Annotated in this window: 28 protein-coding genes and 2 pseudogenes; 10 read left to right on the top strand and 20 right to left on the bottom strand. The window is 62.2% G+C overall.

Annotated features, from left to right (window positions below; translation table 11 throughout):
• Positions 1-4: 4 nt before the first annotated feature.
• The 4 genes from HMPREF3175_RS05630 to HMPREF3175_RS05615 all read right to left on the bottom strand — a co-directional run bounded on the left by HMPREF3175_RS05630 (position 5) and on the right by HMPREF3175_RS05615 (position 2,615).
• Positions 5-388: a hypothetical protein gene (locus HMPREF3175_RS05630; protein ID WP_070491131.1), complete on the bottom strand. Its 384-nt coding sequence runs from the start codon at positions 386-388 to the stop codon at positions 5-7.
• A gap of 51 nt (positions 389-439) precedes the next feature.
• Positions 440-1,351, bottom strand: coding sequence for a DUF2268 domain-containing putative Zn-dependent protease (locus HMPREF3175_RS05625; RefSeq protein ID WP_070491129.1), 912 nt, complete (start codon positions 1,349-1,351; stop codon positions 440-442).
• A 23-nt stretch (positions 1,352-1,374) separates the two neighbouring features.
• Positions 1,375-2,169 (bottom strand): MerR family transcriptional regulator, encoded by a 795-nt coding sequence (locus HMPREF3175_RS05620; protein WP_070491128.1) that lies wholly within the window; start codon positions 2,167-2,169, stop codon positions 1,375-1,377.
• Between the two features lie 161 nt (positions 2,170-2,330).
• Positions 2,331-2,615: a hypothetical protein gene (locus HMPREF3175_RS05615; RefSeq protein WP_070491126.1), complete on the bottom strand. Its 285-nt coding sequence runs from the start codon at positions 2,613-2,615 to the stop codon at positions 2,331-2,333.
• Positions 2,616-2,971: 356 nt separating this feature from the next.
• Between HMPREF3175_RS05615 and HMPREF3175_RS05610 the strand changes: the two genes are divergently transcribed.
• Entirely contained in the window at positions 2,972-3,706 is a 735-nt protein-coding gene (locus HMPREF3175_RS05610) for a DUF6318 family protein (protein ID WP_070491124.1), read from the top strand.
• Positions 3,707-3,818: 112 nt separating this feature from the next.
• On the opposite strand, the gene HMPREF3175_RS05605 is transcribed toward HMPREF3175_RS05610, so the two are convergent.
• Positions 3,819-4,640: an ABC transporter permease gene (locus tag HMPREF3175_RS05605; RefSeq protein ID WP_218078889.1), complete on the bottom strand. Its 822-nt coding sequence runs from the start codon at positions 4,638-4,640 to the stop codon at positions 3,819-3,821.
• Positions 4,633-5,700 (bottom strand): ABC transporter ATP-binding protein, encoded by a 1,068-nt coding sequence (locus HMPREF3175_RS05600; protein WP_070491122.1) that lies wholly within the window; start codon positions 5,698-5,700, stop codon positions 4,633-4,635. Before HMPREF3175_RS05600 ends, HMPREF3175_RS05605 begins: the two co-directional genes overlap by 8 nt.
• A gap of 154 nt (positions 5,701-5,854) precedes the next feature.
• Between HMPREF3175_RS05600 and HMPREF3175_RS05595 the strand changes: the two genes are divergently transcribed.
• Positions 5,855-6,634 carry a TetR/AcrR family transcriptional regulator gene (locus HMPREF3175_RS05595; protein WP_176745136.1) on the top strand — a complete coding sequence of 260 codons (780 nt, stop codon included), beginning with the start codon at positions 5,855-5,857 and terminating at the stop codon, positions 6,632-6,634.
• Here the strand turns inward: HMPREF3175_RS05595 and HMPREF3175_RS05590 are convergent.
• Together HMPREF3175_RS05590 and HMPREF3175_RS05585 are read right to left on the bottom strand one after the other, a co-directional pair.
• Positions 6,631-7,884 (bottom strand): Fic family protein, encoded by a 1,254-nt coding sequence (locus tag HMPREF3175_RS05590; protein ID WP_070491118.1) that lies wholly within the window; start codon positions 7,882-7,884, stop codon positions 6,631-6,633. The two genes, HMPREF3175_RS05595 and HMPREF3175_RS05590, sit on opposite strands and share 4 nt — an antisense overlap.
• A 238-nt stretch (positions 7,885-8,122) precedes the next feature.
• Entirely contained in the window at positions 8,123-8,788 is a 666-nt protein-coding gene (locus tag HMPREF3175_RS05585) for an NAD(P)H-binding protein (RefSeq protein ID WP_176745135.1), read from the bottom strand.
• A 195-nt stretch (positions 8,789-8,983) separates the two neighbouring features.
• Between HMPREF3175_RS05585 and HMPREF3175_RS05580 the strand changes: the two are divergent.
• Positions 8,984-9,661: pseudogene (locus HMPREF3175_RS05580) on the top strand (type I restriction-modification system subunit M); the annotation flags it as partial.
• A gap of 80 nt (positions 9,662-9,741) precedes the next feature.
• Here the strand turns inward: HMPREF3175_RS05580 and HMPREF3175_RS10390 are convergent.
• Together HMPREF3175_RS10390 and HMPREF3175_RS05575 are read right to left on the bottom strand one after the other, a co-directional pair.
• Positions 9,742-9,885, bottom strand: a complete 144-nt coding sequence (locus tag HMPREF3175_RS10390) for a hypothetical protein (protein ID WP_218078888.1) — start codon at positions 9,883-9,885, stop codon at positions 9,742-9,744.
• 99 nt (positions 9,886-9,984) lie between these two features.
• Complete coding sequence (locus tag HMPREF3175_RS05575; protein WP_218078887.1) at positions 9,985-10,596, bottom strand: nucleoside 2-deoxyribosyltransferase; 612 nt, start codon at positions 10,594-10,596, stop codon at positions 9,985-9,987.
• On the opposite strand from HMPREF3175_RS05575, the gene HMPREF3175_RS05570 reads away from it, so the two are divergent.
• The gene (locus HMPREF3175_RS05570) at positions 10,595-10,900 is read left to right on the top strand and encodes a hypothetical protein (RefSeq protein ID WP_049157405.1); all 306 of its coding nucleotides are present in this window, start codon (positions 10,595-10,597) and stop codon (positions 10,898-10,900) included. The two genes, HMPREF3175_RS05575 and HMPREF3175_RS05570, sit on opposite strands and share 2 nt — an antisense overlap.
• Here HMPREF3175_RS05570 and HMPREF3175_RS10500 read toward each other — a convergent pair.
• Complete coding sequence (locus HMPREF3175_RS10500) at positions 10,897-11,073, bottom strand: hypothetical protein (RefSeq protein ID WP_256276290.1); 177 nt, start codon at positions 11,071-11,073, stop codon at positions 10,897-10,899. The genes HMPREF3175_RS05570 and HMPREF3175_RS10500 overlap by 4 nt on opposite strands.
• 331 nt (positions 11,074-11,404) lie before the next feature.
• The gene (locus HMPREF3175_RS10495; protein WP_232751614.1) at positions 11,405-11,803 is read right to left on the bottom strand and encodes a DMT family transporter; all 399 of its coding nucleotides are present in this window, start codon (positions 11,801-11,803) and stop codon (positions 11,405-11,407) included.
• 56 nt (positions 11,804-11,859) lie between these two features.
• On the opposite strand from HMPREF3175_RS10495, the pseudogene HMPREF3175_RS05560 reads away from it, so the two are divergent.
• The 3 genes and pseudogenes from HMPREF3175_RS05560 to HMPREF3175_RS05550 all read left to right on the top strand — a co-directional run bounded on the left by HMPREF3175_RS05560 (position 11,860) and on the right by HMPREF3175_RS05550 (position 16,617).
• Positions 11,860-12,257, top strand: a pseudogene (locus HMPREF3175_RS05560) (arsenate reductase ArsC).
• An 83-nt stretch (positions 12,258-12,340) separates the two neighbouring features.
• Entirely contained in the window at positions 12,341-14,887 is a 2,547-nt protein-coding gene (locus tag HMPREF3175_RS05555) for an ABC transporter ATP-binding protein/permease (protein WP_070491188.1), read from the top strand.
• The gene (locus HMPREF3175_RS05550) at positions 14,884-16,617 is read left to right on the top strand and encodes an ABC transporter ATP-binding protein (protein ID WP_070491114.1); all 1,734 of its coding nucleotides are present in this window, start codon (positions 14,884-14,886) and stop codon (positions 16,615-16,617) included. The genes HMPREF3175_RS05555 and HMPREF3175_RS05550 overlap by 4 nt, the downstream gene beginning before the upstream one ends.
• A 291-nt stretch (positions 16,618-16,908) precedes the next feature.
• On the opposite strand, the gene HMPREF3175_RS10640 is transcribed toward HMPREF3175_RS05550, so the two are convergent.
• Entirely contained in the window at positions 16,909-17,136 is a 228-nt protein-coding gene (locus HMPREF3175_RS10640; protein ID WP_141742478.1) for a hypothetical protein, read from the bottom strand.
• A 260-nt stretch (positions 17,137-17,396) separates the two neighbouring features.
• Here HMPREF3175_RS10640 and HMPREF3175_RS10635 point away from each other — a divergent pair, with 260 nt between their 5' ends.
• Entirely contained in the window at positions 17,397-17,825 is a 429-nt protein-coding gene (locus HMPREF3175_RS10635) for a GmrSD restriction endonuclease domain-containing protein (protein ID WP_070491109.1), read from the top strand.
• Here the strand turns inward: HMPREF3175_RS10635 and HMPREF3175_RS05535 are convergent.
• The 6 genes from HMPREF3175_RS05535 to HMPREF3175_RS05505 form a co-directional block, all read right to left on the bottom strand.
• Positions 17,822-19,435, bottom strand: a complete 1,614-nt coding sequence (locus HMPREF3175_RS05535) for a recombinase family protein (RefSeq protein ID WP_049157410.1) — start codon at positions 19,433-19,435, stop codon at positions 17,822-17,824. The two genes, HMPREF3175_RS10635 and HMPREF3175_RS05535, sit on opposite strands and share 4 nt — an antisense overlap.
• On the bottom strand, positions 19,436-20,872 hold the full coding sequence (locus HMPREF3175_RS05530) for a recombinase family protein (RefSeq protein ID WP_083289429.1): 1,437 nt from the start codon (positions 20,870-20,872) through the stop codon (positions 19,436-19,438).
• Between the two features lie 19 nt (positions 20,873-20,891).
• The gene (locus tag HMPREF3175_RS05525; RefSeq protein ID WP_256276287.1) at positions 20,892-21,101 is read right to left on the bottom strand and encodes a dihydroorotase; all 210 of its coding nucleotides are present in this window, start codon (positions 21,099-21,101) and stop codon (positions 20,892-20,894) included.
• A gap of 2 nt (positions 21,102-21,103) precedes the next feature.
• Positions 21,104-21,514 (bottom strand): hypothetical protein, encoded by a 411-nt coding sequence (locus tag HMPREF3175_RS10145; RefSeq protein WP_049157412.1) that lies wholly within the window; start codon positions 21,512-21,514, stop codon positions 21,104-21,106.
• Between the two features lie 482 nt (positions 21,515-21,996).
• A complete protein-coding gene (locus HMPREF3175_RS05510) occupies positions 21,997-22,839 on the bottom strand; it encodes an N-acetylmuramoyl-L-alanine amidase (RefSeq protein ID WP_070491102.1) in 843 nt (280 codons plus the stop codon).
• Positions 22,839-23,309, bottom strand: coding sequence for a phage holin family protein (locus HMPREF3175_RS05505; protein ID WP_070491100.1), 471 nt, complete (start codon positions 23,307-23,309; stop codon positions 22,839-22,841). The genes HMPREF3175_RS05510 and HMPREF3175_RS05505 overlap by 1 nt, the downstream gene beginning before the upstream one ends.
• A gap of 459 nt (positions 23,310-23,768) precedes the next feature.
• On the opposite strand from HMPREF3175_RS05505, the gene HMPREF3175_RS05495 reads away from it, so the two are divergent.
• A complete protein-coding gene (locus HMPREF3175_RS05495) occupies positions 23,769-24,086 on the top strand; it encodes a helix-turn-helix domain-containing protein (RefSeq protein WP_083289428.1) in 318 nt (105 codons plus the stop codon).
• Entirely contained in the window at positions 24,083-25,033 is a 951-nt protein-coding gene (locus HMPREF3175_RS05490; protein WP_070491097.1) for an IS3 family transposase, read from the top strand. The genes HMPREF3175_RS05495 and HMPREF3175_RS05490 overlap by 4 nt, the downstream gene beginning before the upstream one ends.
• Here HMPREF3175_RS05490 and HMPREF3175_RS05485 read toward each other — a convergent pair.
• Positions 25,026-25,919 (bottom strand): integrase catalytic domain-containing protein, encoded by an 894-nt coding sequence (locus tag HMPREF3175_RS05485; RefSeq protein ID WP_070491095.1) that lies wholly within the window; start codon positions 25,917-25,919, stop codon positions 25,026-25,028. The two genes, HMPREF3175_RS05490 and HMPREF3175_RS05485, sit on opposite strands and share 8 nt — an antisense overlap.
• Between the last annotated feature and the right edge of the window lie 161 nt (positions 25,920-26,080).

Raw genomic sequence — 26,080 nt, 5'->3', positions numbered from 1 at the left:
TGGTTTAGTGCTGGCGAGCGCGCCTCATCAGAAGCAGGCCGCCCATCAACACCGCGGTCGCAAACCCGATGAGCCCCGCGACCTCCGCGCCGGTCGGAGCCAAGCCGCGCTCACGGGCTTCCGGTTGCTCCGGAGTTGGCGAAGGCGCAGGCTCCTCGTTTGGTTCCGGCGTCGGCTCGTCACTCCGCGTCGGCGTCGGTTCGTCGCTTGGCTCCGGTTCGCGGGTGTCGGTGACGGTGAACTGGGCGGAGGTGCGCATTCGCATCTTCGTATTCTCAGCACGGCCCACAGCCTTGTTGACCACAACATCGCCGTCCTGAGCCTCATGCAGCTCGGTCTTGACGGTGATGGTCTGCTTCTCGCCGTATGCCAGCGGCGCCTCGGTCACTACGCGGACGGGTCGGGGTGCTGAGCGGCGAGCCGGGGAAGGTGGTGGGCGTCAGGGCCTGGTGTTGAGCCCCAGTCGAGGCAGGGCGACGTTCAGAATCTCCTCGGCAGGAGTTCTAAGGCATTCCGTTGCAGTACGGCCGGTCGCATCGAGGTATTCCTGTACGATGCGCGTTCCAGCGGCGTAACCGGCGCCGGTCGGCAGACCGACGGGCGATGACCCGAAGAGTCTGGCACTCGCGTCGCCAAGCACCCAGCCCGCAAAGTGCTGCATGCCCGTGGTGTTGAGACCTATGGAGACGCGGTGAAGCACGTCATCGCTTTCTCGTGTCTCTTCAGAAACAAAGTGGGTGTAGCCTCGCAGGCCGCAGTAGCGGACAGCGAAAAGGTCGGCCAGACCTTCAGCCACGACGTGCTCGCCAACAGTCACGGTCATCGGATTCCATACAATCCCGCCGGGTGAATAGCGGAGGTTGTGGTGTAACTCGTGTAACGCAATAGCTTCAAGCCGGTTGAGGATCACTTCAGTGGGCCAGATGGTAATTGCGATGTAGCCGCTGATACCGCCGAAGGCCGAAAGCCCTTGCAATTCCTCCATAAAGTGCTGGTTGGTCGGGTCTCCCAACAGCAACAACACGGTGATGTCCGGTATCTCAAGGCCGGGGATTGCGGTAGCTAAATCTGTTGCACCTTGAATCAGTGCTTGCTTGATGCGGCCCCACGCATCGGCCTTTTCCAAGCTATCTAGCGCATCGAGCATTCGCTGTTGTGGGGCCTCTGGGCTGAAGCCGAAGTTTTGAGCGTGAACTGCTACGAGGTCAGGCTCGCTAGGGCCGAAAGAGTACATGCCTGCTACAGGTTGCCACAACCGGCGGAGAGCATCGTTTCGTTGCTCCCGTGGGCAATCCAGTAGAGCGCTCATTTCGACGCCACTTTCGACCACCGTGATGTGTGTGCTATTCATGTTGAACCTTATGTTCTGGGGATTTATACCCACTCAGGATTGTTGATATTCACTCCGCTGGCTACTGCCACAGCTTCAATCGCATCGGCAAGCCATCGGGCAAGGCCGGGTTGCCTGGCGTCGTAGTGGTTAGTGAAACTCTTGACGGTGATGTAGCTACGTGAGATCAAATAATGCTTGGCCGGCGTGACAGGGAAAAACTCACCAAGTGCTTCGCGGTGCTTTTGAACTAGCCTTGCTGCCTCATCGCTGGAGGCTGAAACGTTATTGCGCACGGCTTCGGCGCACTGTTCTTCAACGCTGTTGAACCTATCGTTACATGCGGCCCAATCAGCGTGACTCCACTCTGCGGTCCGTTGTTGGCTTATGCTCCAATCGTCTGTATCGCCGTAAGCGTCTTCAGCTTGTGAACGGTATTCAACAAAGCGAGTTTCGCCAAGGATTTCGCCGACTTCGCTCAACGTTGGTTTCTTCGTGGCTGTTTCCTTGGCTATCAGCTTGTCGATCACGCTGAGCATTTCTTGAGTCTGCTGGATTTGAGACGTGAGAATTTCTCGTTGCCTCCGCAGATGTGCGATGTGTTCTGTGCCCGCCGCAAGTACGTCCTTGATGGTTGCAAGCTTCATGCCGGTGGCCCGATAGATCATGATCTGCTGGATTGTATCCAGGTCAGCGCGCGTATAGAGCCTGTAGTTTGAGCAGGTGCGCTCGGAAGGGCGGACAAGACCGAGGTCTTCCCAATGATGCAACGTACGCACCGTTATTTTGAACTGCCGGGCAACCTCCCCGACGGAGTAATGATCTTCATGGCTGTTCATGAACGTAATTCTGATGCCTGACGTTACGTGAGGGTCAAGTCGGTCTTAGCGGTGGGCAAGGCGCGTGCTCGCTAGGAAGTTGCGTTGATGGGCGGGCTGGTAGGTCATGATGTCACCTTACAGAAGTGAGCTGTACCCGGCCAGGGCCCTACGATGCGGCCTCAACCGGACTGTTGCGGCGTGCTCCGATGGCCACCATGATGAGCCCAGCCGCGATCCACACCGACTGAGCCCAGGGTCCGCTGACCGGCAGAGGTGAGCTGGATAGCGAGCAGGACTGCCGAAGCCATGCCACCAAAGATGAGCGGCAGCAACGCTGAGTTCAGCCCCACGCCTTGAGGGTCCTCGGCGGTCATGGGTGCGACGTCGTTGACAGTGACTTCTTGCCCTTCGGCTTCCAGCTGGGTTGCCATCCCTTTGAAGGCGGCCGCATAGGGTGCACGCAAGTGAGCGCCTTCTTGATGTAACTGGGTGAAAACAATCAGGAATTTGTTGAATCAGAGAGGGTCTCGGAGGTTCGCGCGGACCGGCTGGCTCGCCTCGAACCTATCCTTAGGCGGGCGCGTGAAGCCGGGTTGATAGGGGACATTGACGCGATGCGATTCCTGGTTGGGATCGCTGCGGCAACCCGACCACTACCAGACTTCGTGGAGGGGCACATCCCAGATCTGCATGAGTGGCTCATCGACGTCTACTTGCGTGGGCTCCGCCCGTAAGGGTCTAGCGCTTATTCGTGCGGCTGTGGTGAAATAAAGCCAACATGGGCTTGCCTCCATCGTTTTTTGAGTTTGAAAGGCTCCGTATGCGTCGCACCACAGCTACTCTCACCGCCCTGCTCATAAGCGTTGGCTTGGCCAGTTGCTCCCAGGATCAGGGTCAGGATCAAAACCAAGGCCAGAACGATGCGCAACAACAGCAGAACCCTGGCCAGCAGCCGATTCCGCAACAGCAGCAGGGGCAGCAGCAGTCGCCTGCGCCGAGCCCTTCCGTGCAACAGAATCAGCCAGGTGCTGGCGGCCTGAAACCTGACCTTTCGGAGCCGACCCCGCCGTCGGGCCCTTATGAAAAAGCTACGGTTCAGCATCCCGCGCGGAATGTGCCTATCCCGCAATTGGACCCGAATATTAGAAACGATAAAGCCGGGGTCAAGGAGGTCGTGAGGTACTTCATGGCTTCTCAGGAGTACATCAGGCAGACCGGTAACGCGAGGCCGCTAACTCAAGTGGCGCCGACAAGTTGCGCGGGATGCTGGGTGTATGCCAGCAGTGCGAACTATCTGACCTATTCGAAGGGCAGCTGGTATGTCGGTAAGGGCATCGAATATAAGGAAAGGACGTTACAGGTAAAGCCGCACCCCGACCGGCCGGGCCAGGTTGTCGCGACGTTCGATTTCTTTGAGAACGAGGTCACCCTCGTTGAGAATGGCAAACCGCAAGTGGTGGCGAGCCCGAGCACGTTCCGTTCCACCATGGTCCTGGAATACGACTTTTCTCTGGACAAATGGATTATTCGCGAGCTGGAGAACAGGCCACGGTGACGCGTGTGCTGAGTTGTAGTAGCAGGTCACAGGGGGCAAACGGAGCTACCCGTCAAGAGCTGATCGCAGCCAGCATCATCGCCCGCCCCGTCACTTCCTGCGCATCGCCCCGTTACTTCCTGCGCGTCAGGGCGAGTAGTGTCAGCCCGATGCCCGCCACGGTCCAGGCCGCTAGCACCAGCAGAGCCTGTCCCTCGACGGAGTAGGTGTCGGAGACCAGTCCGGCGCGGATCACGTCCCCGGCAGGCATGACTGGCAGTAGCTCGTGCACTCGGGCGTACCAGCCGGGCAGCCGTTCCACCGGGAAGCTCACCGGGGAGAACATGAGCACGAAAAACACCATCACCTGGCTGACGACCTGCGCCAGCATCGCCGGCAGGGTCACAGCGATCGCGTAACCCACAGCGGTGGCCATCACGGTCACCAGGAGCACTCCGGTAATCAGGAGCGGCCAGTCCAAAGAGAACTTCACATCGAACCGCCACCAGGCAGCTAGTGCGGCGACCACCACGCTGGGCAGGGCCATAAGCACCCAGAGGGTGAGGTCGGCTAAGAACAGCACCGGCCGCGGTACCGGCTGGGCACGCAGATACGTCAGGGTTCCGTTGGCGCGGGCGGCGGCCACGCCTTGCGGCACGATCACCAGCCCCAGGGTGAGCAACAGCACGGTCGGAGTGCCGGTGGACAGGAAAGTGATGGAGGCCGTGTCACCCTCGTTGAGCAGGAACCCGAAGCCGACGACGATGCCGCCCGCCAGCAGCACCTGGATTACGGCGATCAGCGGGACCATCGGCCCCAGCTGGGCCAGTTGCCATCGCAGGAGGGTGAGGTAGGCGGTCAGCGCCCCCGCCGACCGGGGCGCGGCGTTGATGGTTTGGGATGTGGAAGTGGCGTTGGTGGCGCGGGGCGTTGCGGTGGCGGTGGATTCAGGCAAGGGTCTCCTCCTTCGGTGCGGTGAGTGCGAGGTAGGCGTCCTCGAGGCTGGCCGGGCCAAGGGTGTAGTCCTCGATGACCCCGGCGGCACGTTGACCGGTAGACCAGGCGACGGCCTCGCCTGCCCGGCTCGCGGGCAGGGTGAGTATTACGCGGCGGCCGACGACGACGCTGCCCCGCACCTCGAGCTGTTCCGGAAGGTGCAGCCCCAGTGCCTCTCGGTGGGGTTCCTCCCTGCGGCGCTCCTCCTGGCGGGGCTCAGCGGCCGCGTCTGTGGGGGCGGGTTCAGGTTCGCCGGGCAGGCGGAGGGTGAGCCGTAGTGTGTCGTCGTAACCGCCGGCACCCTCCGCATCTATCTCAGCTTTTTCGCCGAGTGCCCGGGCCCGCAGCTGGGCGGGGCTTCCGGAGGCCACAACGCGTCCGCGGTCCAAGACGGTGAGTTCATCCACCACGGACTCGGCCTCGTTGACGTTGTGGGTGACCACCAAGACGGCGGTTCCGTCGTCGTCGGCGCGGCGCCGTAGCGCGGACCAGAGCAGGCGGCGGCGTGCCGCATCCACGTCATTCGTGGGTTCATCCAGCACCAGTAGAGGCACTGGAGCGGCCAGGGCCATGGCCAGGGTGGTGAGTCGGCGCACGCCACCGGAGAGGCCGCCACCTTCGGGGCGGGCGGCGCGGTCAGCCCAAGGGCCGAGGTCTAGCTCCTCGAGTAGGCGTGCGGAAGCGGCTCGGGAGTCCCGGGCGGACAAGCCGCGTAGCCGGGCGGCCAAGGTGATGGCCAGGCGCGGGGTGAGGCCGTCGAGAGAAGCGGTGGACTGGGTTTGCAAGGCCACCGCACGGCGGGCCAGCGCGGGGCGGCGAATGGCCTCTATGCCGGCCACATGTAGGGAGCCGGAGTCTGGGCGGAGCAGTCCGACGATCTGGGATACGAGCGTGGTTTTGCCTGCCCCGTTGTGGCCGAGGAGGCCGGATAGCTGACCGGCTCTGACTTGTAGGGAGACGGAATCGTTGGCGGTGACGTTGCCGAACCGTCGGGTGAGCTGGTGGATGTCTAGGATCATTGTTCTCTCCCGGGCGCCCAAGGAAACTGACATACCCAAGGTATTTCAGATACCGACGGTATGTCAATGGTGGGTAAAGCTAGCTTGCGGCGGGTAGGGGACGGCGACTCCGTTGGGCTCTGGCGCGGCGATCCGGCCGGATATCATGGGTTTTATGACGGACCTGCCCGCTCCTCTCTCCCGCCAGGACATGCAGCGCATGACCCGCGAGCGCCTGGTGTTTACAGCGCGCGCCGCGTTCGCCCGCGAGGGCTACCACGGGGCGCGGCTGGATCGAATCGCGAAAGAGGCGGGGTTCTCCAAGGGCGCGGTGTATTCCAACTTCGCCAACAAGGCTCAGTTATTCCTGGCCGTACTGGATGCGAACATCGACGCCTCGCTGACGGATCCGGTGGGTGAAGAGCCGCCGCTGACGGCGTTCAGGGAGGGCGCTGAGGCGAGCGAGGATGCCGCCGGGATGACGCCGGATGAGAAACAGCAAGCGGTGCGCGGGATGGGCCTGGCCACCCTGGAGTTCGTGGCGTATGCGGCGCGGGACCCGGAGCTGGCTGCGCAGTGTGCCGTGCGGATTGACCGGGCGGTGGGGTTTTATGCGCAAGCGGCTGAGGACCTTGGGCTCGAGGCGGAGGGGCTGAGTGCTCAGGAGCTCGGCGGATTGTTCATGGCGCTAGACAATGGGGCCGCTTTGTTGACGCTGGCCGGTTCCACACAGTTGTCTGACGAGGCGGTCGACCGCGGCATAACCCTCTTGGCTGGAGCTCCTTGGAATAAGCAGACAGCGGGAGCCGAGGACGTGGGGTCTAGCGGTGCCGATGAGCCAGATGCTGGCACGCGAACCGGGGACGAGGCACTCAGCGCCGAGACGCGCGAGACCCTGCGCGAGGCTATGGGTCAGCGGCTGCGCCGGGCGATGCCGAAACCGACCGCCGACTAGCCGGAAGCTAGTAACTCGAAAATGTCGTTGCAGACGAAACCGCGTTTGCCCTTGCCAACACTGCGTTGGTCTAGGACACCGGCCTCAGCAAGGTATTCAAGGGCGTTGTGTGCTGAGGTGCCGCTGGTTCCGGTTAGCTGAGCTGCCACATCGACAGTCAAAGCAGGCAACTTCGGCAAGGCATCGAGGATCTTCCATACGGTTGAGTCGCTACGCGGAATACGCATGCCGGTCCGCTCAGCGTAGTCGGTGATCATGGCGTGGGCGTCGCGTTCAAACTCGTCGAGCTCATCCCTGAGATCAGAAGCAAGATCCACAGCGTCATTGGCGGCAGCGATGAACGTTCGGAGCCACGCGTTGATGCCTTCGCTGATGCTGAGCTCGCGGACCGGTTCAGCGTCCGATGCGAGTTCGGTGCCGTTCGGGATGCCACGGAACGCCATGAGCCCAGCAACATACTCATCCGAACGCGTCAGGAGAACCTGGCTGATCGGCAGCACGGACCCTTCTGTGAGACCGCCACGGACAAGCGCGGTGTGGATGAGCGCACGACCGATGCGCCCATTACCGTCAGCGAAAGGGTGCAGAGTTTCGAACTGCGCATGAACCAGCCCGGCCTGGATCAGGGACCCCACGGCGGCGCCGTTCATGAACTCCACCAGGTCCTCAACCGCGGGAACTAGCGCGTCTTCGCTGGGCGGAATGAACTCGGCTTGGCCCGGGTGGAACTCGCTCCCGCCAACCCAGTTTTGTCTGTCACGAATGCCTGAGACGCCCAAGTGGGGTAGCAGTTCTGTCTGTAGCGCTTCAATGTCTGCCCACGTGACGTTTTCGGCTGTCCCGAGGCGTTCAACGGCGCTGGTGAGAGCCGCGATGTTAGCGGCGACTTCTGCCGCTACCGATGGATGCCCCGCGTCGGGGGCGCCCTTCGTCCCGCGTTCTAGTTGTTTGAGCTCTTCAAACACGATGTTCTTCGGGTTAGAACGCAAGCCCTCTATGTACGAGCTTGAGACTGCTTCGCTACGCAGAAGGTGGCGGGACACGGCTTCGAGTTTGCCTGCGGCGTCGTGAAACTTCAGGTTTCGGATGCGACGTTCTATACGACCGGCTTCGGCTGCTATTGCCGGGTCGATGCGCCACTCCGGTGTGGTGAGTGAGAACGGCTGATACGCCCAGTAGGTTCCGTGCCAACGGTCGCGTGGGCGCCGTGCATTGTCAGAGGGAGTCCATTCCCTAGCTGTCCACGACATAAGCACTAGCCTTCCAAGAATCGACGTTCCTCTCAAGGATAATGCTTATCCTTTGGCAGATCCGTGTTCTACCCAAGGATAACGCTTATCCTTGGATGTCGCTCCGGCCTAGCCAAGGATTATCAAGATCCTTAAACAACAACGGTGCCGAGCGCCGTCACCTATGTGATCGGCTGCTCGGCACCGCTGTTGCGAACCAGAGCTGTTGTGAACCGGAACTGGCTCAGCAGAAACTAACTCACAGGCTCGCTACTGGGTCTGTCCCGTCCATGAACGCAATGAACCGGTCCTCCGGGAGCTGATCTGCGTCAGCCAGGTGTGCCAACACCTGTGCGACGAGTTCCCGGCTGGTCTCCGTGTTCTCCGGTACACCGCTGTTGGGATCGAAACGCTGCATACCGGCGGGCGCATCCTCATCGGTAAGGAGCCCCGGGCCAACGATCGCGTAGTCCAGGCTGGTGCCTTGCAGGTGCTCGTCGGTGGCACGCTTGGCCAGCACGTAATGGTGGAAGGGGTCTTCCTCATCGATGGGGTGCACGAACGAGGTCGCGAAGCTCACCATCAGGTAGCGCGGCTTGCTAGCGGCGCGGGTGGCCGCATCGATCGATGCGATCGCGGCGTCGCGGTCGATCGCGTAAGTCTGGTCGACACCGTTGCGGCCGCCGTTGCCCGCGGCCCAGATGACGACGTCTTTGTCGCGTAGCAGCTCATCCCACGCGGCGTCGTCGAAGTCGAGCATCTCGGCGATGCGAGGCCGTGCGCCGAGGGCTACGATGTCCGCCTCATATTCGGGCTTCCGGATGAGGGCCTCGACGTTGTGGCCGGCTTTGGTCAGCAACGGCAGGGTGCGCAGGGCAACTCGTCCGTGGCCGCCAATGACAAGGACATTCTTAGATGTACTCACGCCAACCACCCTACGCGTGGGGTCTGGCGCGCGAGGCATGGTTGCAAGCCACCGCTTCGTATCCCCGCCATCGCCCACCTCACCCTCGCGTCCCACCACCGCGCGCCCACCGAGCCCGCCGTCACACGCTGGCATATCCTGTCAGAAAGCTTTCTTTTGGCTTCCATTCGCGTGCCTGGGTTGTGAGGGGTTGTTGTGGGTTCTTTGTCGCGTGAGGTTCAGCGGGACCGTTTGCACAGAACTATTTGGGAGGTTGCGAACGAGCTCCGTGGTGCGGTGGACGGTTGGGATTTTAAGAGCTATGTGCTCGGGATGTTGTTTTACCGCTTCATTTCGGAGAACCTCGCGACCTTCATCGAAAAGAATGAGGGTGAGGGGTTCAGCTATGCGGACCTGACGGATGAGCAGGCTGAGCCGATCCGCCAAATGATGGTGGATGAGAAGGGTTTCTTCATCCTTCCCTCGCAGCTGTTCGTGAATGTGCGCAAGCGGGCGGCGCAGGATGAGAATCTGAACGAGACCCTGGAGAAGGTCTTCCAAAGTATCGAGGGTTCGTCGGTGGGTCATGCGAGTGAGGACGACCTCAAGGGCCTGTTCGATGATCTTGATGTGAACTCGACCCGCTTGGGTAACACGGTGGAACGCCGTAACGAGAAGCTGCGCAAGCTGCTTAACGCGATCGGTGAGCTGGATATGGGCGAGCAGCACGATGAGGGCATCGACATGTTCGGTGACGCCTATGAATTCCTGATGCAGATGTATGCCTCGCAGGCCGGTAAGTCGGGTGGTGAGTACTATACGCCGCAGGAAGTCAGTGAACTGTTGGCGCGCTTGACGGTGATTGGTAAGGACAGTGTGCAGCGTGTGTATGAAACTTTCATGTCACAACGGATACAAACGCGCGCGAACTACGATTTAGCTGCCTGACTGGTTCACCGACGTAACCTCGCGCTTCATTGGACGTCGAAAGTCTTCGACTGTTTTTCATTATCTTCGACCCAGTGAACGGTTAGCTTTGTGCCTGCGGTGCCCATCGAATACGAGACTGGCACTTTCCAGATGACCCCAGGTTCCAGCGTGATTGGCTGATCATCCACAAGGAGTCTCATAAGGCCCGATGCGGCTTGGCCTTCGAAGGTCACCGCTTCAGCAGCGAGATCACCAGTATTGGTAACCTCAAACCAGTGTTTCGTTTCCTATTTGATCTTGCCGCGCTTGTCAATTTCCTTTTCGTGTCGCTCGCTCTTTGACTCGACGCGGAAGCGGACGCCGAGCGGCTCATGGCGCACCCCGACCACGGAGAGATCGATTTTGACTAGGTCATGCTCGACGGCAGCCCAGACTTGGTTCTCCAGTTGGCGGATGTCATCGAATTCTCCGAGCAGTCCCCGCTCCTTGATTTCATTCTTGAAATTTCGGAGACCCTCGAGTTGCGCAGTATCGACGTCATGAGGCAGTGGGGCTCTTGAGAAAAACAGGTGTACCGGTTTCCCGCTGTTTACTGCTCGCTCAATCTCTTCAACTGTTCCCGACACTGCATCTGGTGTTGGTGAGCCGAGTCGGCTGTCGAAGAGCGCGACCACGATGTCGGCTCCGTCGACTCCCTGGGTGTTGATGATCTCCTGAGAGTGACCTCCGAGCAGCGGTACAGAATTGGTCTCCCACCGCCACGGCAGTAAGACTACATTCCGAGTCGTCGCGTGGAGTCGATTCCATGAGTGCAGAGCGCCCTCGACTGCATCTCGGGCATCGGGTACGTCGGATGGGGAGGCGACGAGAACGCGCAGAACGGTTGCCGGAAAGCTCATGACTTTATTCAACGTGTCTAACTGCCCGGGTGACGAGAGGAGAGTCCTAGGACCACTAGGAACTGGTCGCGATTGTCTGTTCGCTGCCGTCGCGGCGCAGGCCCTGTCGCGCGCGGCCAAGGCGGGCGATACCTCTCCCGGGGCCGTGACGGCGGCGATCAAGACGACGGCCGAGTGGCTACACAATACGCCGGCGATCGCGCGCGATTCCTATATCAATCCGCGGGTGATCGAGCTGTTTGAAAAGGGCACGGTCATCTCGGGTAAGGCGACCGACGCGAAGGTGCGGGCCCTGCTGACCTAGGCTTCGTCGCTCTCCGGCCACGTGATGGGCGTGGGCGACACATCGCGGGCGGCGAAGCGCTCCGAGCCGATTCCGGCGGCGACGACGAGCACGATGCCAAGGACCTGGATTGGCAGCGGTACTTGGGCGAGGACGAGCGCGCCGATAAGCACGCTGATCGCGGGCTCCAGCACATGAGGGTGCCGAAGGCGGCCGGGGCCATGGCACGCAGCGCGACGATTTCGAAGGCGAGAGGGATGACCGGCATCAGGAGTGCGAGCCCGGGCGCCGTGGCGATGACCGGCAGGGACAGGTACGGCAGCGCCTCGGGTAGCCCGATGGGCGCGTAGGCGATGGCGACGATCGGGATGGTGTAGGCGAGGGCGCTGATGCCGGAAAACCGATCACCGACGCGTTGGGTTAAGACGATATACAGCGCCCACCCGAGCCCGGAGCCGAGGGCGAACAGGATGCCGACGACGTCGACGTTACCGATCCAGGGCCGGGTCAGTAAGACGACGCCGATCATGGCGAGGGCGGGATAGGAAAGGGCGCGCCGCGAGGTGCTTGTGAGCGCGGCAAGGACGAGTGGGCCGAGGAATTCCAGAGCCACGGCGGTGCCGAGTTAGATGCGCTGGATTGCGGCAAAAAGAAGAAAGTTAGCGAGCCGGTGGTGACGCCGAGGGCGGTGACGAGACCGGCGTCACGCCAGGTCATACCGCGCAGGCGCGGGCGCGCGATTGCCAGGATGAGGACGGCGCCGGCGGCCACGCGCAGCCAGGCAGCCCCGCGCGGCCCGACGTCGTTGATCAAGCCAACGGCGAAGGCTTCCGAGAGTTGGACCGAAAGCATGGCAAGGACGGCGAGTAGCCAGGGCGGCACCTCGGCCGCACGGGCTTGCTGCTTGTCGCGCCATAGGCTCACCCTTCCAGGCTAAACCCTGCCTTGGCCATTGCCCACGCCTGCGGTTCAATGGAGCTATGACCCGACCCACGATCATGTTTGTGTGCGTTCACAATGCAGGCCGCTCCCAGATGGCGGCGGCTTTTGCCAAGACGCTGTCCGGCGGACGCATTGAGGTCCGCTCCGCGGGCTCCGCCCCCGCTGATTCGATCAACCCCGTGGTACGAGAGGCGATGGCGGAGGTCGGGATCGATCTGGCCGCGGCGCGCCCGAGGGTGCTGGTGGCTGAGGACGTGCAATCCTCCGACGTCGTCATCACGATGGGCTGCGGCGATGCGTGTCCGTTTTTCCCGGCACGCGCTATGAGGATTGGCAGCTGGCCGATCCGGCTGGGCAGGACCTTGCCACCGTGCGCGTGATCCGCGACGAGATTCAGGCTCGGGTGCGCGAGCTGGTGGCGAGCCTGCAGCCCTAGGCGCCGCGCCGACGCATTTGACCCCGCCCTCGACTTAGGTTAGGATCACCTCAATTTGTGGTGCGGCGCAGGAGGGAATGCACATGGCGAAACGGGGTTTTGAGGGCGTGCTGACGCGCGGATTTGGAGCGCGCGACCACAGCGCAACAGTCACGGCCGTGACCTACCTCGCCCCGCATTTCGTGCGAATCCACCTGGTGAGTGCAAGTCTGCTTGCCGAGGTCGTTCTCGCGCCCACGGCCTGGCTGCGGTTCTGGTTCCCCGATCCGGACGGCAGCGACCAGGAACATCAGCGCGGCTACACCATCGTCGAGGCCGACCCGGATACCGGTGAGTTCGCGATCGACGTGGTGCTGCACGAACCTGCCGGGCCGGCCTCCAGCTGGGCAAGCCAGGCACAGCCGGGCGATACCATCGCGGTCACTACGCTCGGCTCGACGGGTTTCGTCCTGCCCGAGGAACTACCCGACGGATACCTCGTCATTGGTGATGCCGCGTCGCTGCCCGCCATCAATTCAATCCTCGAGGTGCTTCCATCCGAGCTGCCGGTCGAACTGTACCTGGAAGAGCACACGCTCGATGACCACATGCTGGAAATCCGCACGCATCCGCGCGCGCGAGTGCATTGGGTGCCGCGCGTCGATGAGGCGAGCCTGGCGGCGGGACTGGCTGCGCGGGACTGGTCGAACTGGAGCGCGTGGGTGGCGTGTGAGTCCGACAGCTTGAAATATGTGCGTCGCCGCCTGATGAACGATTTTGGCTTCCCGAAGTCCGAAATCCAAGCCCGCGCCTACTGGTGTTATGGGCGGGCATTCGGCAAAAAACGCCCCAAGGATCTGCCCGAGGCTGCCGCCGCGCAGGTACCTGCGGCCGGCGAGGCTGCGCCTATCAGCGGGACGTGGCGGGCTGAGGCCGGTCGGCGCCTGCTCGCCCCGCTGCGCACAACCTTCATCCTGGCGGCGATCGTGCAAGCGCTGGCCACACTCGCGCAGCTGGCCCCCTACGTCCTGCTCGTCGAACTCGCCCGGCTGCTGCTCGTCGGCGCCGGCACCGACGCGCTCATCCGCCTGGGCTGGTGGGCCGGCCTGGTCCTTATCGCGGGCGCGCTACTCACGACCGGGCTGATGACCTGGCTGCACATCGTCGATGCGCGCGTCAGTCAGGACCTGCGCCCCCGACTGCTGATGACGCTCGGACGCGTGCCCCTCGGGTTTTTCGATACCCGCAGCGCGGCGCACATCAAGCAGCTGGTGCACGATGATCCGCTGGCGATGCACTACCTCATCACGCATGCGGTGCCCGATGCGGTCGGCGCCATCGTCGCGCCTGTGGCCGTCTTGGGCTACCTGTTCGTGATCGACTGGCGGGTGGCGCTCACCCTGCTGCTGCCGGTGCTCGCCTACCTGATCGGCATGTACATCATGATGACGCAGTCGGGCCCGCGCGTAGTGCAGGCGCCGCAGTGGCGCCAGCAGATGGCCAGCGCTGCTGACGCCTACCTGCAGGGGCAGGCCGTCGTACGCGTCTTCGGGGGTGCAGCCGCCGCGCCCTTCACCCGGAGCCTGCGAGACTACCTCGATTTCCTGCGATCCTGGCAGCAGCCGCTCAGCGGCCGCAAAACCTTCATCGATCTGGTCACGCGCCCCGCGACGTTCCTGTTCCTCAGCTGCGTGGTGGGCACCGCGCTCATCACCGCGGGCATGATGGATCCGATCTCGCTGCTGCCCTTCCTCTTTCTTGGCACGACGTTCGGTGCGCGGCTACTGGGCGTCGGCTACGGTCTGCAGGCGCTGCGCGACGGTATGCTCGCGGCACGCCGAATCCAGGTCATGCTCGACCAGGAGCAGCTGTCCACGCTGCCTGAGGTCGAGCATGCGGCGAGCGCGCCGAGGCCCGCTGGTCTCGTCGAGTTCGATGATGTGAGCTTTGGCTACGACGCGTCTACCCCCGTGCTGTCGGGCGTCTCGCTGCGCCTGGCGCCCGGTACCATCACTGCGCTCGTGGGCCCGTCCGGTGCGGGTAAATCCACCCTGGCGAGCCTGCTTGCCCGGTTCTACGACGTGACCGACGGCGCAATCCGCATCGGCGGCCACGATCTTCGTACGCTCGAGGCATCACAGCTGTATTCGCGGGTTGGCTTCGTCTTCCAGAATCCGCAACTGGTGCGCGCCAGCGCCCACGAGAACATCGCGCTCGCCCGCCCGGATGCCAGTCGGCACGAGGTGGAGCAGGCTGCCCGCGCCGCTCACATTCACGAGCGCATCCTCGCCCTACCGGACGGCTATGACACGATCCTGGGCGCTGACATCGCCCTATCCGGCGGTGAACGCCAGCGCATCACCATCGCCCGTGCGCTGCTGGCCGACTGCCCAATCCTCGTGCTGGACGAGGCGACGGCATTTTCCGACCCCGAATCCGAATACCTCGTCCAGCAGGCGGTCAGCCGCCTGACCGCCGGACGCACCGTGCTGCTCATCGCTCACCGCCTGCACACCATCACTGGCGTCGATACCATCGTTGTGCTCGATGGCGGCCAGATCATCGAGCAGGGTCGGCACGAGGAACTGCTCGCACGCGGCGGTCGCTACGCCGAACTCTGGGCAGCCGCCGAGACGAAGGCCACCTCATGATCCGCACGCTCATTAACCTGCTGCCACCGGCCCAGCGCCGCCATATCACCCCCTACCTGGCGCTCACGGCGCTAAGTATCGCGCTACGCGCCGCAGCGGCGCTCGCCCTCATTCCGCTCATCTCGGCCCTGTTCAGCTCGCAGCCGGGTGATGCCTGGCGCCCTCTGGCCATGATCGCGATCGCTACGGCGCTTGGCTGGGGGTGCGATAGCGCCGCGGCCCGCCACGCCTACGCTGTTGGCTTCGTGCTGCTGGATCACGCTCAGCACACCGTCGCCGAGCGCATCACCACCATCCGATTGCAGTGGCTGACCGGCGATAACCTGGCCACCACGCGTCAGGCGGTCGCTGCCACCGGTCCCGAACTCGTCGGGTTGATCGCCTACCTGGTGACGCCGCTGCTGAACGCCCTTATTCTTCCGGCCGCGATCGGCATCGGCCTGCTGTGGTTTTCTCCGACGCTCGGCGCTGCAGCGCTGGCGTTCCTGCCGCTGCTGCTTGGCGCCCTCGTCCTCTCGATGCGCCTGGCGCGCAGCGCCGACGCCGCCGCGGATCGCGCCCACGCCCAGCTGTCCGAGCGCCTCCTGGAGTTCGCCCGCACCCAGCAGGCGTTGCGCTCCGCCCGCCGCGTCGATACCGAGAGCAGCCATGTCGGCCAGGCACTTGCCGCGCGCACTCATGCGATGAGTCGACTGCTCGCCTACCGCGCGCCCGAGCAGCTGGTTTTCACTCTGCTGACCCAGCTCGCCCTCATTGCGCTCGGCGCCCTCGCGGTCAGCCGCGCCGTCACCGGCGAGGTTTCCCCCGCCGCCGCGATCGCGCTCATCGTCGTCATCGTCCGCTTCTTGGAGCCCCTGGCGCTCGTGGCCGATATCACCGCCGGCTTGCAACTGACCACGAACGCACTGCGCACCATCCACACCGTGCTTGCCGCACCGCGCGAGCACCCCGGAACCGCGACACCAACCTTCTCAACCGCTCCCCAGATCGAGGTCGCCGACGTCACCTTCGGTTATGACGCCACGCGCGAGCGCCCCGTGCTTGACGGCCTGAACCTCACCTTCCAGCCGGGCACCACAACCGCGATCGTCGGGCCTTCTGGCTCGGGCAAATCCACCCTGCTGTTCCTGCTGGCCGGGCTCCACCAGCCCACCTCCGGAAGCATCCGTATCCAGGGCACGGACCTCGCCGAGCTCACTCCCGCCGCCCGCCGCGCCCTCATCGCCGTCATCTTCCAAGACCCGTACCTGTTTGACGGCACACTGCTGGACAACATCTCCATCGGTAATCCCCACGCCACCGGCGAGCAGATCGAGCGCGCCACCGCACTCGCGCGCGTGGATGCCGTTGCCGCGCAACTCACCGACGGCATGGCCACAATGGTCGGCGACGGTGGCACGCTGCTATCGGGCGGGCAGCGCCAGCGCGTCTCGATCGCCCGCGCCCTGCTCAGCTGCGCCCCCGTGCTGCTAGTCGATGAGGCCACCAGCGCGCTCGATACCGAAAACGAACGCGCCGTCGCCGCTGCCCTGAGCTCGGAGACCACGCCCCGCACCCGCATCATCGTCGCGCACCGCCTGTCCTCCATCCGCCAGGCCGACCGCGTCATCTTCTTCGATGCCGGCCGCGTCATCGAGGACGGCAGCATCGAGGACCTGCTCGCCCTTGATGGCCGCTTCGCCGCATACTGGCGCCAGCAGCAGGCCGCCAGCGCTTGGCGCGTGCGCTAGTGCTCCCGCCAAGCCCTACGGTAGATTCAACGCCCTAGCCTACGTGACCCAGCTCACCGCCGGGTTGAAAGGATGGCATCAAGAAACGCTGTGCAGCAATGGCTCTGGTTTTTGCAGCTACGCTCGCCGGTTGTGGCGACGAGACCGCACCTGAGAGTTCGGCCTCGCCTGCCACGAGATCACCCCCCGACCACCTCAGCTCCTTCCATCAGCGCAAAGCTCAGCGTTGACAGCACGGATAAGCCCCTGACATCTGCCGCGTGCGCCACGATCGACGGGGAATCAACGATGTCATTCGAAACACCGGATCAGCCGCAGTCGTTGCTCACCGTCAAGGTTGCCGATGGCGCCGTCAAGGATGTGATATGGCAAGCCGGCAACACCCTGCACTCCTGGGGAGGCGACTACTTTGGACGTGACCCGCTCGTGAGTGTTGACGCAGACCGCTGGCGGATCGAGGCCTCCGTGCGTGAAATCAGCGGCGACGGTGCGGCCGAACTCAAGGCTATGGAAATCCAAGCGGAGATCGACTGCACGTCTGACGAGAGCCATCATCGCGACGACCCGTATCAGTCGGTAGCCAACGGCCAGTACGCACCGAGCCCTGAGCGCAAAGCTCAGCTCGAGCCACTCGATGCTCTATTCGCCAAGACTCAAAGCGAGGTGATAATCGACGGGCAGGCAGCGACCGTCACGAAAACGTCATGTGACCCCAGCTTCGTCGCTAAAACCAATGTGAGGGCCGATCTTGAGATCGGCGGAGAATCAGCATCCCTATCGTGGGACTTCACCGATCCCGCCGTGCCAAAAGCCGTGGAGTTGCGTCTAACGGGCAACCAGCTTGGCTGGCAGCACGAAAAAACGTCCTACCCGCACACCGGGTCGAGGGCAAAGCCCACGCACTGCGCGGCACGGTCTATTCCGATGACCTGTCCAAAACCAGCACCATCGAGCCCGTCATTTTCTGCGAAGCAAAAGTATGGACACATCGTCTTGGGAACCTACTGCTACTCAATCGCCGGAAAAACTCCAGTGCTTGCAATTATGACTTCGATGTTAAGAAGGAGAGGTACTTCAAGTCGGGGAAAGGCGTGGCGGTGTTCGCACTCACCACGCAGGTACTTGGAGAACCGGTGTGGACTCCGAGTGTTATCGAGCGACGTCAGAAAGAGCTTTTGGAGATCTTGATTAAGGAGTGGCAACTCTAATCACACCCTGGCGCCTGCCCAATGTCCGCCTTGATGGCTACTACTTGGGTGCTGCCGTCGCGGAAGTGGAAAGTCACCGTACCGTCGATGTTAACGGTGCCTTTGTCGAGCAAAGCTACGCAGAGGTATGGGTTGAAGGCCAACTGTTCAAGTTCAAGGTTGGCGGTCTCTTGCCTGTAGTAGTGGTAGGCGGCTAGTCGGTTGTGCTTGTTGTGGATTTCGTCGACCACGGCAGCGTGCTCAGCTAACAGCGCCTGGTGCTGTTCGTGGCTAGCGTTGAACGCCTTCTCGTAAACCTGTTGGTCTTGCGCGACGCGTGCGTTGTGGGTGATTAGTGATTCGAGCTTTTTCGCTACCTGGTCGATCTGGGCGATCAGTCCGGCTGCTTCGACTTCGAGGTCGCTGGTGTCGAGCGCGTCGAGTACGGCGTGGTTGACGGTGTCATCGGCAGGTGAGCCGAAGCGGAGGCGGATAGCCTCGAGGAACATGTACTTGAGTCGTTGATCGCTGATGTGCCCGGTGGCGCATTTTTCCTGGCCTGCGTATTTGTGGCCGCACCGCCAGATGACCTTTTCGTACTTACTGCCCGCGTGCCAGGTTTTCGAGCCGAAGAAGTGCCCGCACTGGCTGCACTCCAAGGTCGATGAGAAGGGCCTGGTGCGATGCTGGGTTCGCTGATCTCTAGCCCCTTTAGCTATTTCGGCTTGGACGAAGTCCCACACTGCCGGGCTGATGATCGCCTCATGGCTGGCGGTGACGTAGTACTGGGGTACTTCGCCTTGGTTGATGACTTGACGTTTCGTCAGGTAGTCAGCGACGTACGACTTCTGCAGGAGAGCGTCACCCTTGTATTTCTCGTTGGTGAGAATCGCTCGTATGGATCGGTAATACCAGGTCTTGTTGCCTGCGGCGGTGAAGGTCTCTGGTTCGTCGGTGAGGGTGCGGGCGATCGTTCCGATGGACATGCCACCTAAGTACATGTTGTAGATCCGGCGCACGAGTTTGGCTTGCTCGGGGTTGATGACGAGGCTGCCGTCTTCGCCTTTGTCGTATCCGAGGAACCGAGAATATGGGACGGTGACCTTGCCGTCGGCGAAGCGTTTGCGGTGCCCCCAGGTGACGTTTTCGGAGATGGAGCGGGCTTCTTCTTGCGCCAGCGAGCTCATGATGGTGATGAGGAGCTCGCCTTTGGCGTCGAAGGTCCAGATGCCTTCTTTCTCGAAGAAGACCTCCACGCCTTTGTCTTTGAGGGCTCGAACGGTGGTGAGCGAGTCGACGGTGTTGCGGGCGAACCGGGACACACTCTTGGTGATGATCAGGTCGATCTTGCCGTCGAGCGCGTCGATCACCATCTGCTGGAACCCAGCGCGGTGTTTGGTTGAGGTGCCTGTGATGCCTTCATCGGTATAGACCTTCACGAACTGCCAGCCCGCGTGATCGCTAATGTAGCGGGTGTAGTAGTCGACCTGGGCTTCGTAGGACGTCACCTGATCGTCGTGGTCGGTGGACACGCGGGCATACCCGGCGACCCTGCGCAGGGTTGTCTGTCCAAGTGGAGCACCAGTGTGGAGCGCTCGGGTGGCGGGGATTGCTGTGACGGTGCGGGCCATTTAGCGTTCGCCTCGCTCGGCGCGCAGGCGCTCAGCCTCTGCCTTGGCCACGGCCCGGTGCTTCACCAATGCTTCTGGTGGTGTTGGTGCTTGCCGTGGGTTGTCCAACCCGAGCCTTTTGGCTTCGGCCCAGCGGGCACGCACGAGTTCGCCCCAGGCGGCTTTTCTTGCTGGGGTCCACGAGCTCTTCTTCAGGTTTGGTCGCCACGTGTGCGAGCTGCTGGTGCCATCGGTGTAATGAAACGTGTAATGGTCTTTTCCCTGCACGTCGATGTGATCGATACGCTCGTTGAACACCTCTTCGTCGAAGGTATCGATACCCAGGACTCGCGCGATGAAGCCTTTGAGTGCCGTGTCAGAGATCTCGCAGGTGCCGCATCCGGTTTTGCGGCCTTTCTTGCGTTCGGTGCAGATCCAGTGCTCGGTGGAGATCGAGTTTTGGGTTTTCGGATTGCGTACGTTGCGCACAAACGAGCAATCGCAGGACACGCATTTGATCTTCGACGTCAACGCCACAGTTTCTATGGACCAGTTCGCCCGGGCCCCGAGTTCACGGCGGCGTGCGATCTCGGTTTGTACAGCGGTGAAGGTGTCGCGGTCGATGATCGCGGGGATCGCGTTTTCCACCAGGTATTGCGGCAACTGGCCGGTGTTGCGTACTGCTCGTCCAGGCCTGCCTTCCGGAGTCGACCAACGGCCCAACAGGAGGTCGCCGGTGTAGTGCGGGTTCTTCAGGATGTGACGGACCCATTCGCCGGGCATCTTGTTATCAGCCAGGTGCGGAACCCTACCGTCAGCGATGAGCTGCGCGGCCATCTTTTCGCACGAGGTCTTCTTCATGTACTGGGCGAAGATCCAACGCACCACGGCTGCTTCTTCTTCGATGATCTGCACGTCGGTGCCGTCAGCGGAGTTGGTGTAACCGTACAAGTGGAAGCCGTTCGCTTTGCCTTCTTCGAAGCCTTTCCAAATGCGCCACTTCACGTTTTGGCTGATTTGCTCTGATTCTGCCTGCGCGAAAGACGCCAGCAGGGTGAGCATGAGTTCTCCGTCAGCGCTGGTTGAGGAGATGTTCTCCTTTTCGAATCGCACCTCCACCCCGAGGTCTTTCAGCTCGCGAACGGTTTCGAGCAGGTCGACGGTGTTGCGAGCGAACCGCGAGATCGACTTGGTGAGGATCAGGTCGATTGCCCCTTCCCGGGCAAGGGCCAGCATTTCTTGGAACTGGGGGCGATTTGTGGTGGTTCCAGAGATTCCAGAATCGGCGAACACTCCGGCGAACGTCCAGCCAGGAGTGTCGTGAATGAGTTGCTGGTAGTAGGAAACTTGGGTGGACAAACTCAGCGGTGTGCGCTCGGTTTCCATGCTGATGCGGGCATACGCTGCCACTTTCACAAGCGGAGAAGTGCTGATCGGTGGCGGGGTGATTTGCTCCATTCTCTTCAAGGTATTTCTCCTAGTCAGACAGGGTTTCAGGTTGTATCCATACATCACTCAAACCCTCGAGATAGTCAACGAAACTGGCTCTTTGTAGGGCGGCTAGCGGCGCATCTGGGGTGTCGAGGCGCTGGCAGACGGTGATGGCTTCGCGTGGGGTGAGGATGCCGCGTTCGAGAAGCTGCTTGACCTGCGTGAGTTGGTGATGAGCCGTCAGCTCGGCTGCCATGTTCATCGTTTACCGCCACGTGTGTTGAAGCGGTGCTGGATGTAGCACGGGTGGCAGCAGTACTTGCGTTTCACCTGGCTCGTGCGAGCAACAGTGACCTGTCGGTGGCAGTTCGCGCAGACCAGTTCTTCGGTGACCACTCTGCGGTGGGTGGCCCACCAGGCTCGTCGACAGGCCGTGGAGCAGAACTTCGATCCTTGCCGGAGCTCGATTGGCTTGCAGCAGTGCAAACACCACACTCCAACTGGGTCCGTGACCTGCTCAACGGCAGGATCGACGGTGATGCCGTGTCGCAGACAATAGGTCTTGACGCTGTTGGCGTTGAGATCCAGGTGCGCGGCGATACGAGAGTAGGCAACTCCTGCAGCGCGCATCATCTGGATGTGATGGCGATCAGTCTGGTTCAGAGCCATGAGCAGGCCCTCCTGGGAACGAGGCGAAAGGTGGTCGCCCATACGCCGGTCACGCCAGACGAAACCGGACAACAGAAACAATGCTCCCTGCCGCGTTCGCACCCGTGGCTGGGATCTGCGCCTCTATTCAGATAAGGCAGTTATTCTTTGCTCAATTCACAATGCGGGCCGATCGACGTGTGAACCGCGACAGAGCAAGGGCGGGTGAAGATGACTGGCGACGACTTTGAACTCCCGGTGTTTCTCGACGACCAGTCGTACCGAACCTGTTCAGAATGCGGCTCAGATTGTGTCCCTGACCCGTTTGCTGCAGGCGAAGGTCAAGGCATCAGGATCGCGTTCATCTGCCCGAGCTGTGGAGTGCAGTCCGTCATCGACCCGTTCGACGACCTGCGGTAAACACCAGCTCCGCAAACGCAGAAAAGGCCCCGCCACCACCTCGATGAAGGTGATGACGGGGCCAAGGGTTGATTTCGCGTGGGTTAGCTGATGCCGAGCTTCTCGTTGACGCGTTTCTGCACAGCGGCGTAGTTGGCTCCGAGGCGGCGCTTGCGTTCCTCACCGTTGCCATAGTCTCCACGGATCACCGCATCAGCCAGGGCATCGATGTTGACGGAGGGCTTGGTGGGGTTTCCTCCGGTGAGCTTCTCGTTGACGCGTTTCTGCACGGCGGCGTAGTTGCTTCCCAGTCGGCGCTTGCGTTCCTCGCCGTTGCCGTACTCGCCTCGGATGACCGCGTCGGCGAGGGCGTCGATGTTGGCGGAGGGCTTGGGTGCGGGCGGTGTGGGCTTTGCCGGTGGTGTCGGGGCGGGCTTGGTGCCGCTCATGCGGTCGTACCAGTACTGGGCGCGTGCCATGTAGGCCGCATGCTGGCTTCCTGCCAGCGAGGCCGGGCATTCGGTGGAAGAGAAATGCTTGTGGCCGAACACGTTCTTTCCCCACACGGGTCGTCCGAGCTTGTAGTAGTGGCAGATGGCCGCGACGAGGTGGGCACCGTTGTCGAGGCAGGCCTCGGAGATACGCCAGGGCTTGGAGGAGATGTCGGCGTGTTCGATACCGATGGAGGTGGTGTTGGCTTCCCAGTTGCCTGCATGCCAGGCGGTGTCGCGATCCCACACGAGCTGGCCGATCCGGCCGCCTGAGTCGACCTGGTAGTGGGCGGATGCTTGGCGGGTCTGCCACACGTCCCAGATGGACTTGATGGTGAGGTTGCCTGCGTTGTGGTGGATGATGACCTTGTTGATCTTCCGGCCGCTTCGCCCGGCACTGTAGTGCTTGTTCATCAGCCGGTTTTCGTCGGCTTCGAGGGTGGCCCAGTTCTTCATCAGAGGTTCTCCTTTTCTGCTGAGGTGGTGGTTTGGTTGGGGTGGTGTTCGAGGTCGGGTTTGCCTGTCACGTCACGGGTGACCAGGTCCAGGGCGCGCCGGATGTGGGCTGGTACAGGCAACCCGAGGCGGGTGGCGTTTTCGATCAGGGAGATGCCTTCGTTGGACAGGTAGAACACGACGGTGGCGGTGCGTAGCGCCCCAGGTGTTTCGATGACGTGCACGTCGAGCAGGTGGGCAAGTCCGATCAGGGTGAAGATCACGACTTTGCGGCTGATCCCTCGAAACCCGATGGCTGAGGAGACGCGGCGTTCGGCGATCGCGGCGAGCACGCCGGTGATGTAGTCGACTACGACGAAGGCGATGAGCGCGTATACCAGGCCGTCGAGGCCTCCGAGGAACGCGCCGATGACGGCCCCGACCCCGGCCAGGCCGGTTTGGATCGTGGCCCAGATAGCTTTGAGCGACATAGAAAGTGGGTTCCTTCCCGTTTGTGGGCACACGACAAAGGCCCGTACCCAGGTGGTCGGGGTACGGGCTTTCGGGGTAAGCCAGATGTGGTTTACAGGTTGGGGCTAGTGAGGACGTCCAAGACTGTGTCGGTTAGGTCGAGGCTGCCGGTCGACGGACCGACTTCCTCGACGAGTTCGGGGCTGTTTTCGGTTGGTGGGACAGGCACCGGGTCGGGCTGGGCTGGTTCGATCGGGTGGGGTGTGTGGGTGGAGTTGTTCTTCGAGTTTGCGGGTTTTGGTTGCGGCGAGTCGGCTCAGTTCGTTTTGGATGCGGGTTATTTCGCGGGCGATGGCTGTTGGTTTCAGTGTGGTTTTGTATGCGGTGAGTTCGGCTTGTTGTGTGGGGTTGAGGATGCCTGTGTCGCGCGTCAGACTTAGTGGCAGGGCTGTTATGTAGGTCCTGAAGGAGAGTCAGACATGGGTAGACCGCCCTCGATTCCGGCGGAGGAGAAGACCCGGATAGTGCTGAGCGTGCTGGCCGGCGAGATGTCCATCGCCGAAGCGGCACGCAAGGAGAGAGTTAGTGAGCAGTCCATCGGACGGTGGAAGGCCGAGTTCCTGGAAGCCGGCAAGACCGCCCTGGTGGCCGGCAGGTCCGGACCATCCTCCCGAGAGGAACAGCTGGAGGCCGAGGTCGCCGAGCTGACCCAGGCCTTGGGCGAGGCACACCTGGAGGCCAGGGTGTGGAAGAAGTCGGCGGAGGGCCGGCTGGGCCCTTCGAGGACCTCGAGGTGATCCGCGTGGAAGCGGGCATGTCGACCGCGAGGTTCTGCCAGCTCTTCGACATGCCCGAGCGGACCTGGCGCCGCTGGCAGGCCAAGGCCCGCACCGGGACGGCGGTGAAGGGACCGTGGCCGCAACCGGTACGGCAGGCCGCCAGGGAACTGGTGGTCAAGCACGCGCTGGCCCATCCGGCGTGGGGGCATCGGAAGATCTGGGCGATGGTCCGCCACGACGGGCATGTTCTTTCCGAGGCGACCGTGTTGCGAATCCTGCGCGACGAGGGGCTGATTCTGCCCGCGCAGTACCAACGGGAGCGACGGAAGCTGGCCGAGCGGCGCAAGGCCGCGTTCGCCACCGAGCCGACCGGTCCGAACCAAGTCTGGCAGCTGGACTTCAGCGAGTTCGAGACCACCACCGGAGGGACCTGGCGGCTGGCCGGGTGCCGGGACTACTGGTCCAAGTACGAGCACCCCTTCCACGTTTCGCCCACCGGGAACCAGCACGACGCGATCGACGCGATCGAGTTGGCCCTGGCCGACTACGAGGCCATGTTCGGTCACCCGCTGGTCGAGGCCTGCCCGGTCGATCCCGAGACCGGTGAGCTGTTGCCCGTGGTGACCATCGTGACGGACAACGGCGGGCCGTTCCGGTCCTTCCGCTTCGAGTCCTTCATCGCCGCCCACCCCGAACTACACCACGTGCGCACCCGAGTGAAGACCCCGGGGCAGAACGGGTCCCGTGAACGCGGCTTCGGCACGCTGAAGTACGAACGGCTCTACCTGGACGAGATTGACGACGCGATCGTGCTCGCCGAGCGGGCCGAGGACTACCGGATCGAGTACAACGAGCTCCGGTCCCACGAGGCCATCTCATGGAACCGGCCCAAGGAGGTGCACCTGGGCCTGGCCGACCCCACCACCCCGACATTCAAAACCAAGGAAATCCTGCCAACTACTTGACGCGGGACATGTCGTAGCGGTGGTAGAAGCCGTAGCGGCGAACGAGGTGGTTGTTTTTGGACTCGATGGTGGCTTGGTCGTTTTTTGTGTAGGGCCGTGAGCGTGTGAAGAACACTTTGTGTTCGTTGGCCCATCCCATGAGGTCGTGGTTGATGAATTCGCTGCCGTTATCGCAGTCGATGCCGGTGATATCGAAGGGCACGGTGGTGGTGAGGAGGTTGAATGCTGTGAGGATGTGCTGGTGGGCGTTATTGCGGATGGTGTGGGTAAAGACCCATCCGGTGTGGATGTCGGTGAAGTTCACGGTGCGGCAGAACTCGCCTTTGAATGTTGGTCCGCAGTGGGCGACGGTATCGACTTCGAAGAATCCTGGTTCGGCTTCGACTTCGTCACCGGCTTTGCGGATGGTGATCGAGTTACGCAGCAGTGTTCCTGGTTTGATGGTTGTTTTGCCCCGGATGGGGTCTTTGGCCCGGGTTGGGGTGAGGTAGCGGTCAATCGTGGCAGCGGACATTGCTAAGAGTTCTTCACGAATCTGGTGGCTGTAGCGGTCGCTTCCTTTGGTGAGAGCGCCTTCGGCTTCCATCTGGTCAAGCCAGTCACCCATAGAGGCCGCGAGGTATTTCCCGCAGATTCCACCACTGGCCGCCCAGACTTTCTGGAGTACTTTACGGGCATCGTAGGAGTACTTATAGGCCTTGGTGCGGCGCCGATCGATCACCGCGATCGTGGCAGTGGCCCGGCCTTTGGGCTGACGCAACCGCGCCCGCAGCTGTTGCCGGGCATGGTCCCGGTTCCACCCGGTCACCGCGACCACCTGGTCCAAGATGATGGTCTTCTCCTTCTTCGAAGCCGCTGCATAAGCCGCAGCGTACTTCTTAGTCACCTCATACCTGGCCTTCAATGACAATCCCTCACGATCCATACCCCATGGTCGCCATACACCCACAAATTTCGCGGGGAAAAATACATGAGGCACGGCCCCTGTTCACCCGGGGACTTTCCATGAGTCTCGTCGGGGACCGTAGTGCCTCATGTCAAGTTGAT

The sequence above is a fragment of the Arthrobacter sp. HMSC08H08 genome, from assembly GCF_001807575.1.
Classification (GTDB): Bacteria; Actinomycetota; Actinomycetes; order Actinomycetales; family Micrococcaceae; genus Pseudoglutamicibacter; species Pseudoglutamicibacter albus.
Note: the sequence above shows the minus strand (reverse complement) of the source record. Positions and strands in the feature narration are given on the sequence as shown.

Excerpts from the sequence above, each read along its gene's own strand:
- HMPREF3175_RS10145 (WP_049157412.1), bottom strand. The coding sequence starts at position 21,514 with ATGGCTCTGAACCAGACTGATCGCCATCACATCCAGATGATGCGCGCT.
- HMPREF3175_RS05495 (WP_083289428.1), top strand. The coding sequence starts at position 23,769 with ATGGGTAGACCGCCCTCGATTCCGGCGGAGGAGAAGACCCGGATAGTG.
- HMPREF3175_RS05610 (WP_070491124.1), top strand. The coding sequence starts at position 2,972 with ATGCGTCGCACCACAGCTACTCTCACCGCCCTGCTCATAAGCGTTGGC.
- HMPREF3175_RS05555 (WP_070491188.1), top strand. The coding sequence starts at position 12,341 with ATGGCGAAACGGGGTTTTGAGGGCGTGCTGACGCGCGGATTTGGAGCG.
- HMPREF3175_RS05625 (WP_070491129.1), bottom strand. The coding sequence starts at position 1,351 with ATGAATAGCACACACATCACGGTGGTCGAAAGTGGCGTCGAAATGAGC.
- HMPREF3175_RS05595 (WP_176745136.1), top strand. The coding sequence starts at position 5,855 with ATGACGGACCTGCCCGCTCCTCTCTCCCGCCAGGACATGCAGCGCATG.
- HMPREF3175_RS05530 (WP_083289429.1), bottom strand. The coding sequence starts at position 20,872 with ATGGAGCAAATCACCCCGCCACCGATCAGCACTTCTCCGCTTGTGAAA.
- HMPREF3175_RS05535 (WP_049157410.1), bottom strand. The coding sequence starts at position 19,435 with ATGGCCCGCACCGTCACAGCAATCCCCGCCACCCGAGCGCTCCACACT.
- HMPREF3175_RS05600 (WP_070491122.1), bottom strand. The coding sequence starts at position 5,700 with ATGATCCTAGACATCCACCAGCTCACCCGACGGTTCGGCAACGTCACC.
- HMPREF3175_RS05525 (WP_256276287.1), bottom strand. The coding sequence starts at position 21,101 with ATGGCAGCCGAGCTGACGGCTCATCACCAACTCACGCAGGTCAAGCAG.
- HMPREF3175_RS05620 (WP_070491128.1), bottom strand. The coding sequence starts at position 2,169 with ATGAACAGCCATGAAGATCATTACTCCGTCGGGGAGGTTGCCCGGCAG.
- HMPREF3175_RS05575 (WP_218078887.1), bottom strand. The coding sequence starts at position 10,596 with ATGAGCTTTCCGGCAACCGTTCTGCGCGTTCTCGTCGCCTCCCCATCC.
- HMPREF3175_RS05570 (WP_049157405.1), top strand. The coding sequence starts at position 10,595 with ATGACTTTATTCAACGTGTCTAACTGCCCGGGTGACGAGAGGAGAGTC.
- HMPREF3175_RS05550 (WP_070491114.1), top strand. The coding sequence starts at position 14,884 with ATGATCCGCACGCTCATTAACCTGCTGCCACCGGCCCAGCGCCGCCAT.
- HMPREF3175_RS05505 (WP_070491100.1), bottom strand. The coding sequence starts at position 23,309 with ATGTCGCTCAAAGCTATCTGGGCCACGATCCAAACCGGCCTGGCCGGG.
- HMPREF3175_RS05510 (WP_070491102.1), bottom strand. The coding sequence starts at position 22,839 with ATGAAGAACTGGGCCACCCTCGAAGCCGACGAAAACCGGCTGATGAAC.
- HMPREF3175_RS05590 (WP_070491118.1), bottom strand. The coding sequence starts at position 7,884 with ATGTCGTGGACAGCTAGGGAATGGACTCCCTCTGACAATGCACGGCGC.